Genomic DNA, 13,638 nt, shown 5'->3' with positions numbered 1-13,638 from the left:
GACCTATCGAAACGCAAACGTTTCGCTGGTGCCTGCCGTGTGCCGCTGATCACATCAGCCGCAAGCACCTGTCCCACTGGGCGGGACGCCCCCAGGAGCGGCGGCGCGCCCGGTCCTTCGGCTGCTGGTCCCGCTACTGGTCCGCTACTGGTCCGCTACTGATCCGCGCGCCCCGTGACCGCGACCGTCACGCCCAGGCCGATCATCGCCAGACCCCCGGTGCCGCCGACCGCCGCCAGCCGCCGCGGCGAGCGGGCGAACCAGGTACGGGCCGCCGACGCGGTCAGTGCCCAGACGCTGTCGCAGATCAGCGCGATCACCGTGAACACCAGCCCGAGCAGCAGCATCTGCTCGTGCACGTGCCCCGCGCCCCGGTCGACGAACTGCGGCAGCACGGCCGCGAAGAACACCATCGTCTTCGGATTCGTCACGCCGACCACGAACCCCTCCCAGAGCGTACGGACGTCCCCCCGGGCGGCCCCGGCCGGTTCGTCCGCGCTCATCGCCGCCGACAGCGCCCCCCGCTGCCGGAACGCCCTCACCCCCAGATAGACCAGATACGCGGCGCCGGCCAGCTTCAGCGCCACGAACACCGTCACCGACCGCGCGACGATCTCCCCGAGCCCCACCGACACCGCCGTCACCAGCACATACGCGCCCGTGGCGTTCCCCAGCACACTGCCCAGCGCGGTCCGCCGCCCGTGGGCCAGCGCCCGGCCGAGCACGAACAGCACGCTCGGACCCGGAATCAGCACCAGCACCAACGACATCGCCGCGAATCCGGCCAACCGGTCGACCGACATCCCGTCCCCCTCACGCCTCGCCCCGCGATGGCCCCGGATACCCCGATGACCCCGCCGTCAGCGGCCGTCCGCGCGCCGGAGGTCCGACGAGCGTAACCGCGGGCCACCTGCCGATGCTCCCCAATAACGCCGCCGTTCATCCGCCCGAGGTCAGGGCGGCAGGTGGGTCAGGGCAGCAGGCCCTCACGGCGCGCCGCGACCACGGCCTCAAGACGCGTATGGGCGCCCAGCTTCCGCATCGCGGACCGCAGGTAGCTCTTCACTGTCTCGGGCCGCAGCCGAAGCCGCGCGGCAGCCGCCGCGTTGGTGGCGCCCGACGCCACCGAGGCCAGCACGTCCAGCTCGCGCGGGGTCAGCGGCGCCGGGCGCGGGACCCGCGACGCCGCGCCGGAAGGGACCGCGGCCGAGGCCAACCGGGCGCAGGCGGACAGCAGTTCCTGCCGCAGCCGGACATCGGGGATGCGGGTGGCCAGCGCGCGCAGTTCGAGGTGGGCCTCGCGCACCCGCTCCCAGGCCCGGGGATCGGCGGACAGCGGCTGCTGGCAGAAGGAGAGCAGCCGCTGGGCCTCGTCCCGTACGGCCAGCGCCTGCTCCAGTTCGCGGACCGCGTCGAGGGCGACGGCCAGCGGACGGTCGCCCAGCGCGTACGGCTGCCGCAGCGCGCCGTACAGCACCCCGCGCACCCGGCGGCGGACGACGACGGGCACCGCGAGCACCGAGCGCAGCCCCTCGGCGGCGACGGGCGGGTCGTACTCGTGGCTGATCACGCGGGAGGAGCCGTAGTCCGTGACCGAGCAGGGCCGGACCGTGGCGAGGGTCTTGCCGCCCAGACCGTTGCCGGTGGTGATCGCGAGGCCCCGCAGCGACTCGGTGTCGGTACCGGACATCTCGGAGATACGGAACTGCCGGGCGCCGTAGCCGCCCGCCTGGCCCGCGGCGCCGGTCACCAGCCCGCCGAAGGCTACCGGCAACAGCCCCGACCTGCGCATTCGCAGCAAGGCGGCTCGTACTTCGACCGCCTCGCCCCGCTGACCTTCCACCCGGTCCACCTCCTCGCCCCCGACCGTCCACCCCGGCCGGGAGCCCGTGACTCCCGGCCGGACGGAATCGGACACCGGCTCTCACCCCCGTCCGGGGGTAGTGAGACCCAGGTCACTACCGCACGATGCTACCGAGGGGTCCATCGATGAGGAGGACAGATGGCGGCAACGGACGCGACCGGTGCTTTCCGGGCCGCCCGTGACTTCCTGCTGCGGCACCGTGAGGACTACCAGGCGGCCCGCGAGGGCTTCCGGTGGCCGGAGCCCGAGGAATTCAACTGGGCGCTGGACTGGTTCGACGCCATCGCGAAGGACAACGACCGCACCGCGCTGTGGATCGTCGAGGAGGACGGCACCGAGGTCGAGATCTCCTTCGCGGAGATGGCCGAGCGGTCCGCGAAGGTGGCCAACTGGCTGCGGGCACAAGGCGTCCGCGCGGGCGACCGGGTCCTGGTGATGCTCGGCAACCAGGCGGAGCAGTGGGAGACCGCGCTCGCCGCCATGAAGCTGCGGGCCGTCGTCATCCCCGCCACCCCGCTGCTCGGCCCCGCCGACCTGCGCGACCGTATCGACCGCGGCGCCGCCCGGCATGTCGTCGTACGCGCCGCGGACGCCGGGAAATTCGCCGAAGTCCCCGGCGACTACACGCGGATCGCGGTCGGCGGCGCCCCCGACGGCTGGCTCCCCTACGAGGACGCGTATACGGCGGACCCCGGCTTCGTACCCGAAGGACCGACCCCCTCGGGCGACCCGCTGATGCTCTACTTCACCTCGGGCACCACAGCCAAGCCCAAGCTGGTCGAGCACAGCCACCTCTCGTACCCGGTCGGCCACCTCGCCACGATGTACTGGATCGGGCTGCGGCCCGGCGACGTCCACCTCAACATCTCCTCACCCGGATGGGCCAAGCACGCCTGGTCGAGTCTGTTCGCGCCGTGGAACGCCGAGGCGACCGTCTTCGTGCACAACTACACGCGCTTCGACGCCGTCCGGCTGATGGCCGAGATGGCACGCGCCCGGGTGACCAGCTTCTGCGCCCCGCCCACGGTCTGGCGGATGCTGATCCAGGCCGACCTCGGCGCGCTCGGCACCCCGCCGCGCGAGGCGGTCGCGGCCGGTGAACCGCTGAACCCCGAGGTCATCGAGCACGTACGGCGGGTGTGGGGCGTACTGATCAGGGACGGCTTCGGGCAGACCGAGACCGCCGTGCAGGTCGCCAACAGTCCGGGCCAACTGGTCAAGGCCGGCTCCATGGGACGGCCGACGCCCGGCTACACGGTCGCGCTCGTCGACCCGGTGACCGGCGAGCCCGGTGACGAGGGCGAGATCTGCCTGGACCTGCGCCAGGGGCGGCCGGTCGGCCTGATGACCGGGTACGCGGGCGAGCCCGAGCTGACCGCCGAGGCGATGGGCGGCGGCTTCTACCGCACCGGTGACATCGGCTCGCGCGACGCCGACGGCTACATCACGTACATCGGCAGAAGTGACGACGTATTTAAAGCGTCCGACTACAAGATCTCGCCCTTCGAGCTGGAGAGCGCGCTGCTCGAACACGAGGCGGTCGCCGAGGCGGCGGTCGTGCCCGCGCCCGACGAACTGCGGCTGGCCGTACCGAAGGCGTACGTCGTCCTCGCCGAGGGCTGGGCCCCGGACGGCGAGACCGCCAAGGCGATCTTCGCGCACTCGCGGGCCGTCCTCGCCCCGTACAAGCGCGTCAGGCGGCTGGAGTTCGCCGACCTCCCCAAGACCGTCTCCGGCAAGATCCGCCGCATCGAGCTGCGCGAACGCACGATGCACGACGGGAGCGGCGAATTCCACGAGGAGGACTACACGTGAGCGCGGCGGGCGGCCCGGCGGCCCGGAGCGCCGAGCCCTCCTACGCGCACGGGACAGGGGAGACGCCGTTGCTCGGGGACACCATCGGGCGCAATCTCGACAGGGCGATCACCGCGCACCCCGCACGCGAGGCCCTGGTGGACGTGGCGAGCGGGCGGCGCTGGACGTACGCCCAATTCGGCGCGGACGTCGACCGGTTGGCGCGCGGACTGCTCGGCCGCGGGGTGATCAAGGGCGACCGCGTCGGCATCTGGGCCGTCAACTGCCCCGAGTGGGTGCTGGTGCAGTACGCCACCGCGCGGATCGGCGCGGTCATGGTCAACATCAACCCGGCCTACCGCGTGCACGAACTCGACTACGTCCTGCGGCAGTCCGGCATCGAGGTGCTGATCTCCTCCACCGGCCACAAGACCAGCGACTACCGCAGGATGGTCGGCGAGGTGCGCGGCAACTGCCCGCTGCTGCGCGAGGTCGTCTTCATCGGCGACCCCACCTGGGACGCCCTGCTGGCCGCCGCCGACGGTGTGCCCCAGGATCACGTCGCCGCCGTCGAGGCGACGTTGAGCTGCGACGACCCGATCAACATCCAGTACACCTCGGGCACCACCGGCTTTCCCAAGGGCGCCACGCTCTCGCACCACAACATCCTCAACAACGGCTATTTCGTGGGCGAGACGGTCGGCTACACGCAGGAGGACCGGGTCTGTCTGCCGGTGCCCTTCTACCACTGCTTCGGCATGGTGATGGGCAACCTCGGCATCACCACGCACAGCGCGTGCATCGTCATCCCCGCACCCTCCTTCGATCCGGCCGCGACCCTGCGCGCCGTCCAGGAGGAGCACTGCACCTCGCTCTACGGCGTCCCCACGATGTTCATAGCCGAGCTGGGTCTGCCCGACTTCGCCGACTACGACCTGTCGTCGCTGCGGACCGGCATCATGGCCGGATCGCCGTGCCCGGTCGAGGTGATGAAGCGGGTGATGGCCGAGATGCACATGGCCGAGGTGTCCATCTGCTACGGGATGACCGAGACCTCGCCGGTTTCCACCCAGACCCGGATGGACGACGGCCTCGAACACCGCACCGCCACCGTCGGCCGGGTCCTGCCGCACATCGAGGTCAAGGTCGTCGACCCGGTCAGCGGCGTCACCGTGCCGCGCGGCGAGCCCGGTGAACTGTGCACGCGCGGCTACTCGGTGATGCTCGGCTACTGGGAGGAGCCGGAGCGCACGGCCGAGGCGGTGGACGCCGGGCGCTGGATGCACACCGGCGACCTCGCGACGATGCGGGACGACGGCTATCTCGCCATCGTTGGCCGGATCAAGGACATGATCATCCGCGGCGGGGAGAACGTCTATCCGCGGGAGATCGAGGAGTTCCTGTACGCCCACCCGAAGATCTCCGACGTGCAGGTGGTCGGGGTGCCCGACGAGCGGTACGGCGAGGAGATCCTGGCCTGCGTGATCCCGCGCGACCCGGCCGACCCGCCGACCCTCGCCGACATCACCGCCTTCTGCGCCGACCGGCTCGCGCACTTCAAGGCGCCGCGCCACCTGCGGATCATGGACGCCTTCCCGATGACGGTCAGCGGCAAGATCCGCAAGGTGGAGCTGCGGGAGGACTTCAGGCCCGAAGAGGAATGATCGCGGTCGGCGCGTGGCCCGGCTCGGTGGCCAGCTCCTCGAATTCCACGACGTTGCTGATGTCGGCCGTCGTGCTCATCGAGATGTTGGTGATCCGCTCCAGGATCGCCTCGACCACCACCGGCACCCGGTACTCGGCCGCCAGCTTCTTGGCCTGCTCGAAGGCGGCGCCCAGCTCGGCCGGGTCGGTGACCCGGATCGCCTTGCAGCCCAGGCCCTCGACCACCTTGACGTGGTCGACGCCGTAGACGCCCAGCTCGGGCGAGTTGACGTTCTCAAACTCCAGATTGACCTGGAAGTCGATGTCGAGACCGATCTGCGCCTGCCGGATCAGCCCCAGGTAGGAGTTGTTCACCAGCACGTGCACATACGGGATCCGGTGCTGCGCGCCGACCGCCAGCTCCTCCAGCATGAACTGGAAGTCGTAGTCGCCGGACAGCGCGACGACCTGCGCGTCCGGGTCCGCGGTGGCGACGCCGAGGGCGGCCGGGATGGTCCAGCCGAGCGGGCCCGCCTGGCCGCAGTTGATCCAGTGCCGGGGGCGGTAGACGTGCAGCATCTGCGCGCCCGCGATCTGCGAGAGGCCGATGGTGGTGACGTACCGCGTCTCGGGGCCGAAGGCGCGGTTCATCTCCTCGTAGACGCGCTGCGGCTTGATCGGGATGTCGTCGAAGTGCGTACGCCGCTGCAAGGCCGCCTTGCGCTCCAGCGTCGAGTCGATCCAGGCGCGGCGGTCGGGCAGCCTGCCCTCGGCCCTCAACTCACGGGCGACCTCGACGAAGAGCGCGAGCGCGGCCTTGGCGTCGGAGGCGATGCCGTAGTCGGGGGCGAAGATCCTGCCGATCTGGGTGGGCTCGATGTCGACGTGCACGAAGGTGCGGCCCGCGGTGTAGACGTCCAGCTTGTAGCCGGTGTGGCGGTTGGCCCAGCGGTTGCCGATGCCGAGGACGAAGTCCGACTCCAGGAACGTGGCGTTGCCGTACCGGTGCGAGGTCTGGAGGCCGACCATGCCCGCGTTCAGCTCGTGGTCGTCGGGGATGGCGCCCCAGCCCATCAGGGTCGGGATGACCGGGGTGCCGGTCAGCTCGGCGAATTCGACCAGCAGGTCGCTGGCGTCGGCGTTGAGGATGCCGCCGCCCGCGACGATCAGCGGGCGCCGCGAGGCCAGCAGCATCGAGAGCGCCTTCTCGATCTGGGCGCGGGACGCGGCGGGCTTGTAGACCGGCAGCGGCTGGTACGTCTCCGGGTCGAACTCGATCTCGGTGAGCTGGACGTCGATCGGCAGGTCGATCAGCACGGGTCCCGGACGGCCCGAGCGCATCAGGTGGAACGCCTGCTGGAAGACGCCGGGCACCTGCGCGGCCTCCAGCACGGTGGTCGCCGCCTTGGTGACCGACGCGGCGATCGAGGCGATGTCGACGGCCTGGAAGTCCTCCTTGTGGATCACGGAGGTCGGGGCCTGGCCGGTGACGCACAGGATCGGGACGGAGTCGCCGGTCGCCGAGTACAGGCCGGTGATCATGTCGGTGCCCGCGGGGCCCGAGGTGCCGATGCACACCCCGATGTTGCCGGGGCTGGTGCGGGTGTAGCCCTCGGCCATGTGCGAGGCGCCCTCGACGTGCCTGGCCAGCGTGTGGCGGATGCCGCCGGACGCCTTGAGCGCCGCGTAGAAGGGGTTGATCGCGGCCCCGGGCACACCGAAGGCGACGTCGACGCCCTCCAGCTTGAGGATCTCCACGGCCGCGCGGGCGGCGGTCATACGAGGCATGAGGTCCCTCTCCTGCTTCTGTTCCTGCTTCTGGCGGCGACTACTTCCTTCCACGCTTTCCGCTATGTGGAAAAGTAGTTCTGCGATATGGAATTAACGTAAGCCGTGCCGGTGCGCGCGTCAAGAGGCGTCCCCGGGCAGCGAAAAGGCGCCCGGCGCGCGGGAATTCGCGCTGCCGGGCGCCTTGGGACGCCGTGAGGGGAGGCGGGTCAGCCGGGGTGCCGGAAAGGTGAGGACGGATCAGCCGGAGGCGCCGGGCCCCGTCCTGATCAACTCGTCCGCCGCGTCGTTCACCGGCTGCGGTGTGCCGGTCAGATCCATCACGAACAGCGGTACGCCGAGCTGGTCGGCGCGCAGCCGCGCGTCGTGCGCGTAACCGGCCAGCGAGAAGAAGGCGCCGACCGCGTCCTCGTTGGCGCAGTTCAGCCAGAGGCACTCCACGTCACGGGCCGCGGTCGGCTGCGTGGTCGGGTCGACCTGGGCGACCAGTCCGTCCCCGCGCAGGTCGATGCCGTTGGCCGTACGGTCCCCGGCCAGCCTTATGCCGCCGAAGCCCAGCCACTTCAGGAACTGCGCGGCGGCGGTCAGCGCGTCCCTGCCGGTCCTGATCGTGACCGGCCGGAACGGCGGGCGGTCCGTCGGCGGCGGCGGAACCTGTCCGGTGGGCTCGGGCGGCGGATCCGCCGGACGCGCCCCCGCGGGCACGGCCCCGGCCTCCTGCGCGGCCTCGCCCGCCACCGGCAGCCGGATCAGGGCGCCGCAGACACAGTCGAGCTCCGGCTTCGGCCACTCGTCGGCCCGGCCGCAGTCGGGACACCGCAGCCGTACCCACGAGTCGTCCCACGTCTTGTGCCCGATCTGCTCGGGCGCGCCCCCGGACAGCACCGGGAGCGCGAGCGGCGCACCGCACGCGCACGGAAAGGTGGGCGCGGTGTACGTGTGCTCACGGTCGCAGGCCGGACAGCGCACGAGCACCCTCTCTGCCATGTGGACAACTCCCGGTCTGCGGCGGCGGAATGTGCCTGTGACATCGTGCACATCCCATAGTGCAGGAGTTTGCCGCACCTGGACCACGGCCGGGAGCACTCCCCGTACCGGGAAATACCGCCCGGTGGTGCGTTTGGGCGCGACAGGACAAGTCACGCACCACCGGGCGGAGTTCATGGGGTCAGGACGTCGGTGTGTCGGTGTGTCGGTCCTGCGCGTCAGTCCCTGACCGGGAGGCCGGACAGCCGCTCCACACCGCGCAGCAGCGCGGAGTGGTCGAGGCCGCCGTCGCCCTGGGCGCGCAGCGAGGCCACCAGGTCGGCCACCACGGAGCCGACCGGGAGCGCGGCGCCGACGGTACGAGCGGCGTCGGTGACGATGCCCATGTCCTTGTGGTGCAGGTCGATCCGGAAACCGGGCGCGAACTCGCGCGTCAGGAAGTTCTCCTTCTTCCGGGTCAGCACGGTGGAGCCGGCCAGACCGCCGTTGAGCACCTCAAGGGCGGCGTTCAGGTCGACACCGGACTTCTCCAGGAAGACCACGGCCTCGGCGCACGCCTGGATGTTGACCGCGACGATCAACTGGTTGGCGGCCTTCACCGTCTGCCCCGCGCCGTGCGGGCCGCACCGGATCACCGTCGTGCCGAGCGCGTCCAGCAGCGGCTTGGCCTCGTCGAAGTCGGCCTGCTCACCGCCGACCATGATCGACAGCACGGCCTCGACCGCGCCCGCCTCACCGCCGGACACCGGGGCGTCCAGCACGCGGACGCCCTTGTCCGCGGCGGCCTTCGCCAGGTCCACCGAGGTCTGCGGGGTGATGGACGAGGTGTCGATGAGCAGCGCCCCCGACCGCGCGTGCGCCAGGATGCCGTCCTCGCCGTACGCGATGGCCTCCACCTGCGGCGACGCCGGGACCATCGTGACGATCACATCGGCGTCCCGTACGGCCTCGGCGATCGACCCGGCGGCCGTGCCGCCGGCCGCCGCCAGCCGCTCCAGCTTCGCCGCCTCCAGCGTGTAGCCGGTGACGTCGTATCCGGCCTTGATCAGATTCTCGGCCATGGGGGAGCCCATGATGCCGAGTCCGATCCAGGCGACCTTGGGAAGGTGGGTGCTCATGGGGTCCTCTCAGGGGATGGTGGGGTACGGGAGCGCGGCCTGCGCGCCGGGGGCGCGCCTCTCCTTACGCGGGCCTACGGGCGCGGCTGCCTGCCGCCGCGGGCATACGGGCGCGGCTGCCTGCCGGGAATCCAGCCGAAGGCGTTGCCCGAGCCGTCGGCGCCCGGCTTGTACTCCAGGCCGGTCCAGCCGGTGTAGCCCGCCTTCCGCAGGCGGCCCAGCAGCTCCTCCAGCGGGAGGGTGCCGGTGCCGGGGGCGCCGCGGCCCGGATTGTCGGCGATCTGGACGTGCCCGGTCCTGTCGGCGTAGCGGTCGATGACCTCGGGCAGGTCCTCGCCGTTCATCGACAGGTGGTACAGATCCAGCAGGAAGCGCGCGTTGTCCAGGCCGGTGGCGGCGTTGACCCGGTCGACGACCTCGACCGCGGCCGGGGCGCTGACCAGCGGATAGCGCGGTGACTCGGGGGCGTTCAGCGCCTCGACGAGCAGGGTGGCGCCGACCCGGTGGGCGGCGCGGGCGGCCAGCACCAGGTTCTCCAGCGCCAGTTCGTCCTGGACCGCCGGGTCGGCGCCGTCGACCCGGTTGCCGTACAGCGCGTTCAGCGCGGTGCAGCCGACGGACGCGGCGAAGTCCGCGGCGACGTCGATGTTGGCGCGGAAGCGGTCGGACTCGGCGCCGGGCACCGACAGCGCGCCGCGGTCGGGCCCCGGCAGCTCGCCCGCGTAGAAGTTCAGGCCCACGAGTCGGGTCCCGGCCGCTTCGAGTGCGGACCGCAGCCCGTTGAGCCGGGCCTGATCCGGTGCGGGGTCGTCGGTCCACGGCCACCACAGCTCGACCGCGTCGAAGCCCGCCGCGGCGGCGGCCGAGGGCCGCTCCAGCAGCGGGAGTTCGGTGAACAGGATCGAGAGGTTCACATCGAAGCGCGCGTCGGTGAAGCTCACTAGCGTGTGCCCCTTCCGTATTGCGGAAGTTATTTTCTGTCTTGTGGAACATTGAATCAGCCCCTCGGCGGCTGTCAAGTCTCCGCGGCCCCGTCCGGCCCCGTCCGGTCCCACCCGGCCCCGTCCGGCCACCGTGCGCCGCCGCCGCGCAGCTCAGACCGGGCCCGGGTGTCACGCAATGGCGCTGGTCTATTCCTCTGGCGAAAGTTCACGATCAAACCCGACGGAAACTTGACATGTAAATCGAAGTCGACCTCGGGGTGACCGGCATAAATCCGCCCGGTGAGGGGTAAGGAGAATGCCGCTTTACGCTCCCGCAATACTGCGAAGTATGTCCGATTGCTCGCATCCGCACCGGAGGGATACGGTCCGGTGTGTCCCGGTTCCGGGAGCGAGTTCGCATTTTGGGTACACCGACCCCATCTAACAGACGGGTAACCCGGTGTCACGTGATTTTTCCCTGGACAAGGCAAAGAGTGCTGCCGTACTGTCCTCGGTGACCGCCAATAGGTATGACCCTCAGGGGATTCTGCCTCGCTCCGGCCCACTCCCGCCGGGTGTGACAGCGGTCGTAACGGGGCAACGGGGATGGTGGATTGGTGGTCTGGTCCAATGCGCTCGAAAATAGTGCTGGATTGCCAACGGCAAAAGGCGATACGCCGCCGAAGGTAGTTCCGCATACGAGATTCACGGTACTCGGAATGCTGGCCGTCACCGACGGCAGCGAATCCGCGGTGCTTCAGCCGTCGCGGCCCGCCGCACTCCTGGCCGCATTGCTGCTGAATGCCAATTCCGTCGTCTCCGCCGACTTCCTGCAACGCGTCATCTGGGGCGAGGAGACTCCCGCCCAGGCCAAGTCCGCCCTGCACAGTTGCGTCCTGCGATTGCGCCGGCTGTTCGGCAAATACGGGATCGCGGGCAACACCATCGAAGCCGTACCCGGCGGATACCGGCTGACGGCGGACGCCGCGACCCTCGACCTGGTGCAGTTCCGCGAACTCCTCGACCAGGCGTACGCCACCGAGCAGCCCGACGCCGAATTGCGTCTGCTGCGCTCCGCGCTCGCCCTCTGGCAGCCGCCGCTGCTGGCCAACGTCCCCTCCGACCTGCTGCACCGCGACGAACTGCCCCGGCTGCACGAGGAATGGCTGCGCGCGATCGAGCGCGTCTTCGACCTCGAACTGGCTTGCGGGCGGCACCGGGAGGCGGTGGCCGAGATCTGGCCGACGGCCCGCGCCCACCCGCTGCACGAGCGGTTCACCGAGCAGTTGATGGAAGCGCTGTACCGCGTCGGCCGCCGCGCCGAAGCGCTCGCCGAGTACCGGCGGGTCAAGAACCACCTCGCGCAGTCCCTCGGCGTCGACCCGGGACCCGCGCTGCAACGCCTCGAACTGGCCATCCTGCGCGGTGAATCCGAGCAGAGCCCGCCGCCGCAGGGCCGGCCGGTGACCCGCGGCGACCCGCCCCCGGCGGCATCCGGAGGCCCGACGGCGGTCCGTGACGCGGACGCCGACCCGGTGGCGGGCGAACCCGTCGAGGGCGGCCGCGTCCTGGACACCCTGGTCGGCGCGGGACTGCTCGAAGAGGGCCCGCGCGGTCTCTACCGGATGCACGAACTCCTGCGGGTGTTCACCCGCGCAGCGGCGGCCGACGGGGTCGGCGGCGCCGCGCCCCCCGGACGTACCGGGCACACCCCCACCCCATCGCAGCGGCCGAGCGCCGTGGAACTGCATCCGACGGAGGCGTGACTGACATGGTGTCACCGTATGACGAGATCGCCGACACCCGGCCGCGGATCCGCCGGGACGTGCTCTACACGCAGACCCCGACCGGCGTGCACTTCCACAACGCGCGCGGCGGCTTCAGCGTCGTCATGCCCTCCGCCTACCGTTTCGCGACGCTGATCGTCCCGCACCTGACCGGCGACCACACGGTGGCCGCGCTCTGCCAGGGCCTCGGCGACAAGCAGCGCGAGATGGTGGTACGGCTGGTAGGCACGCTCTACGCGCGTGGTTTCGCCCGCGACGCCGTCCCCGCGCGGAGCGACACCGAACCGCTCGACCGCGCCGTCACCGAGCGCTTCGCCGCGCAGATCGACTACGTCGACCACTACACCGACGGCGCCGCCGACCGCTTCCGGCGCTTCCGGCAGGCCCGCGTGGCTGTACTCGGCGACGACGCCCTCGCCCGCTGGGCCGTCCTCGGTCTCGTCCGCAACGGCTGCGCCGCCGTCGCCGTGCCGCGCGCCGTCGACAGCCCCGGCAACCGTTTCGCCGAAGTCCTCGACGAGGCAAGGGCGTTGCGCGCCGAGAACTGCCCGGTCGACCTGGACTGGCTGGACGCCCCGGCCGACGCGGAGGGCGCGCCCGGCACGTACGGCTGGGAACACCTCGACGGCTACGACACGGTCCTGGTCACCGGCGAACGCGCCCCCCGGCAGATCGCCCGGCTCCTCGACGCGGGTCTGCCCGCCGGCCGACTGCTGCTCCCCGCCTGGACGTTCGGCGAGTCCGTCGTCATCGGCCCGCTCATGGCGACCGGCACCGCCGGCTGCTGGACCTGCGCGGCCCTGCGGCTCGGCGCGAACGGCGAGGCGGGCGCCGCGGCCGACCTGTGGAGCGCGGTCGCCCCCGCGGGGCCCCGCGACAGCGCCGCCCCCGTCGTCGGCGGACCGCTCGCCGCGATGATCGGCAACCTCCTGGCGTACGAGGTCTTCCGCCGCACCACGGGCGTCCTCCCGGCCGAGACGGAGAACCAACTCCTCGTCCAGGACATCGACTCGCTCGACACCGTCGCCGAACCCCTGCTCCCGCACCCGCGCTGCCCGCACTGCGGTACGGCGGCGGCCTCCGCGGGTACGCCGCTCGAACTGGCCTCCCTGACCGCCGAGTCGGCGGCCGAGGTCGGCGCCGCCGCGTCGCCGCTCGGCGGACCCGTCTCGGACGGCGCGGGCGAGGAGGACGCCGCGCAGGCCGCGCTCGCCGAGATCACCGGCCGGTCCGTCCTGGTCCAGCGCAGGACCGGCGTTTTCCAGGCGTACGCCGACGAGGAGTGGGCGCAGACACCGCTGAAGGTCAGCACCGTCGTGCTCGGCGCCGGGCACCGCGTCCGGCGGGAGATCACCGCTTTCGACGTCCACCATGTCGCGGGCGCCCGGCTGCGCGCGCTGTACCGGGCGGCCGAGGTGTACGCGGAGCACGTCGTACCCGTTCAACAGGCTTTGTCCGGGCCTGAACTGGAAGCGGCGCGCGGCAAGTGGCGGTCCGTCGACCCGGCCGCGCTGAGCATCACCAGCGGACTCGGCACCGCGGCCGGGCTGGTCCCGCGCTGGTGCGCGGCCACTTCGCTGCTCAGCGGCGAGACGCTGCTGGTGCCCGCCGCGGCGCTGCGGCCGTTCGGACCCGACAACCGGGAGCGGATCGCGGAGGCCACCTCCGCCGGCACCGGCGCGGGCGGCACCGCCGCCGAGGCCGCCACCCGAGGCGTGCTCACCGCGCTCGCC

At 71.5% G+C, this 13,638-nt stretch carries 10 protein-coding genes; 4 read left to right on the top strand and 6 right to left on the bottom strand.

What is annotated here, in order from left to right; all coding sequences use genetic code 11:
• Window positions 1–155 precede the first annotated feature (155 nt).
• Window positions 156–803, bottom strand: a complete 648-nt coding sequence (locus tag BGM09_RS01310) for a LysE family translocator (protein WP_188279465.1) — start codon at window positions 801–803, stop codon at window positions 156–158.
• A 167-nt stretch (window positions 804–970) separates the two neighbouring features.
• The gene (locus tag BGM09_RS01305) at window positions 971–1,792 is read right to left on the bottom strand and encodes a helix-turn-helix transcriptional regulator (protein ID WP_188279475.1); all 822 of its coding nucleotides are present in this window, start codon (window positions 1,790–1,792) and stop codon (window positions 971–973) included.
• Between the two features lie 210 nt (window positions 1,793–2,002).
• On the opposite strand from BGM09_RS01305, the gene BGM09_RS01300 reads away from it, so the two are divergent.
• Window positions 2,003–3,679 carry an AMP-binding protein gene (locus BGM09_RS01300; RefSeq protein ID WP_188279464.1) on the top strand — a complete coding sequence of 559 codons (1,677 nt, stop codon included), beginning with the start codon at window positions 2,003–2,005 and terminating at the stop codon, window positions 3,677–3,679.
• On the top strand, window positions 3,676–5,322 hold the full coding sequence (locus BGM09_RS01295; protein ID WP_188279463.1) for an AMP-binding protein: 1,647 nt from the start codon (window positions 3,676–3,678) through the stop codon (window positions 5,320–5,322). Before BGM09_RS01300 ends, BGM09_RS01295 begins: the two co-directional genes overlap by 4 nt.
• Here BGM09_RS01295 and gcl read toward each other — a convergent pair.
• The 4 genes from gcl to BGM09_RS01275 form a co-directional block, all read right to left on the bottom strand.
• A complete protein-coding gene (gcl, locus tag BGM09_RS01290) occupies window positions 5,303–7,090 on the bottom strand; it encodes a glyoxylate carboligase (protein WP_188279462.1) in 1,788 nt (595 codons plus the stop codon). The two genes, BGM09_RS01295 and gcl, sit on opposite strands and share 20 nt — an antisense overlap.
• A 240-nt stretch (window positions 7,091–7,330) precedes the next feature.
• On the bottom strand, window positions 7,331–8,077 hold the full coding sequence (locus tag BGM09_RS01285; RefSeq protein ID WP_188279461.1) for a hypothetical protein: 747 nt from the start codon (window positions 8,075–8,077) through the stop codon (window positions 7,331–7,333).
• A 218-nt stretch (window positions 8,078–8,295) separates the two neighbouring features.
• A complete protein-coding gene (locus tag BGM09_RS01280) occupies window positions 8,296–9,195 on the bottom strand; it encodes a 2-hydroxy-3-oxopropionate reductase (RefSeq protein WP_188279460.1) in 900 nt (299 codons plus the stop codon).
• A 74-nt stretch (window positions 9,196–9,269) separates the two neighbouring features.
• A complete protein-coding gene (locus BGM09_RS01275; RefSeq protein ID WP_188279459.1) occupies window positions 9,270–10,136 on the bottom strand; it encodes a TIM barrel protein in 867 nt (288 codons plus the stop codon).
• Between the two features lie 701 nt (window positions 10,137–10,837).
• On the opposite strand from BGM09_RS01275, the gene BGM09_RS01270 reads away from it, so the two are divergent.
• The gene (locus tag BGM09_RS01270) at window positions 10,838–11,884 is read left to right on the top strand and encodes an AfsR/SARP family transcriptional regulator (RefSeq protein ID WP_188279458.1); all 1,047 of its coding nucleotides are present in this window, start codon (window positions 10,838–10,840) and stop codon (window positions 11,882–11,884) included.
• Window positions 11,885–11,889: 5 nt separating this feature from the next.
• A partial coding sequence (locus BGM09_RS01265) for a TOMM precursor leader peptide-binding protein (RefSeq protein WP_188279457.1) occupies window positions 11,890–13,638 on the top strand: 1,749 nt, incomplete at its 3' end.

The organism is Streptomyces sp. CBMA29 (genome assembly GCF_014596445.1).
In the GTDB taxonomy this organism is placed as follows: domain Bacteria; phylum Actinomycetota; class Actinomycetes; order Streptomycetales; family Streptomycetaceae; genus Actinacidiphila.
This window is presented reverse-complemented; position numbering and strand designations above follow the sequence as displayed.